Source organism: Clostridioides sp. GD02404 (genome assembly GCF_045898275.1).
In the GTDB taxonomy this organism is placed as follows: Bacteria; Bacillota; Clostridia; order Peptostreptococcales; family Peptostreptococcaceae; genus Clostridioides; species Clostridioides difficile_A.
Genome location: NZ_JBJOCA010000064.1, coordinates 1 through 880, shown reverse-complemented (window position 1 = coordinate 880; position 880 = coordinate 1). Strand labels below are relative to the sequence as shown.

The 880-nt window shown below is 31.2% G+C and carries 2 protein-coding genes; both read left to right on the top strand.

Translation table 11 applies throughout. The annotated features are described in order from the left end of the window. The first annotated feature begins 45 nt into the window (after positions 1-45). Entirely contained in the window at positions 46-693 is a 648-nt protein-coding gene (locus tag Q3287_RS19360; protein WP_407964679.1) for a YmfQ family protein, read from the top strand. After that, positions 686-880 (top strand): phage tail protein (locus tag Q3287_RS19355; protein ID WP_407964678.1); only part of this gene is annotated, 195 nt, incomplete at its 3' end. The genes Q3287_RS19360 and Q3287_RS19355, both read left to right, overlap by 8 nt.

The following is an 880-nucleotide window of genomic DNA, read 5'->3' as shown; positions in this document are numbered from 1 at the left end:
GGACCAAGTGGTCGGAGTGGGGGAAATAGTTAACGAGGTGGTTGGATGATAGCTTCTAAAAAAGGTAGAGAAATGCTTCTTACATTGTCACCGATATATGAACAATCTATTATAATGCAAAGCTTATATGAAGCTATAGGAAGCGAATTTGATAATCTAGAGTTATTAAATAAAGAGATAGAATTACAGTTATTTCCTCAAAGCGCAACATGGGGTTTAAGTTTTTGGGAAAATAGAGTAGGTTTGTCTACTAACTTAGATGAAGATATAGAAGCTAGGAGAAGAAAAGTTATTGCTAAGCTCCAAAGCAAATATATTATGACACCTAAAAGAATGTCTATGATACTTCAATCTTATACAGGTGCAAATATAAAAATAAATGAAAACATATCTCCATATACTTTTAGTGTTGAATTAACTAGTACTCAAGGTTTCCCTAGAGATTTAGAAGATTTATATAAGAGAGTAAATGTTATAAAACCTTCTCATTTAGCTGTAAGTTATAAGTTAGTATCTTTATTAAAAAGTAAAACTTATTTTGCACAAACAACAATTATGAGTGAAGAAATAACAGTATATCCTTATTCAAGTAAAGAAGTAAAGGCTAATGTTAAAGCTAAGTTTGCATTAGCTCATAACATGAGTTCAGAAATATTGACAGTATATCCAAAAGGAGGTGGTATAAATGGCTGATGAACAATTTTACACTATACTTACAAATATAGGTAAAGCTAAGATTGCTAACGCAGGAATGTTAGGTAAATCAGTAGTACTAGAGAAGATTCAAGCAGGTGATGGAGGAGGAAGCTATTACAATCCAACAGAAGACCAAACAGCATTAAAAAATAAAGTTTGGGAAGGAAATATAAATGCTTTTGAT

Coding starts and splice junctions, on each gene's coding strand:
- Q3287_RS19360 (WP_407964679.1), top strand. CDS start 46: ATGATAGCTTCTAAAAAAGGTAGAGAAATGCTTCTTACATTGTCACCG.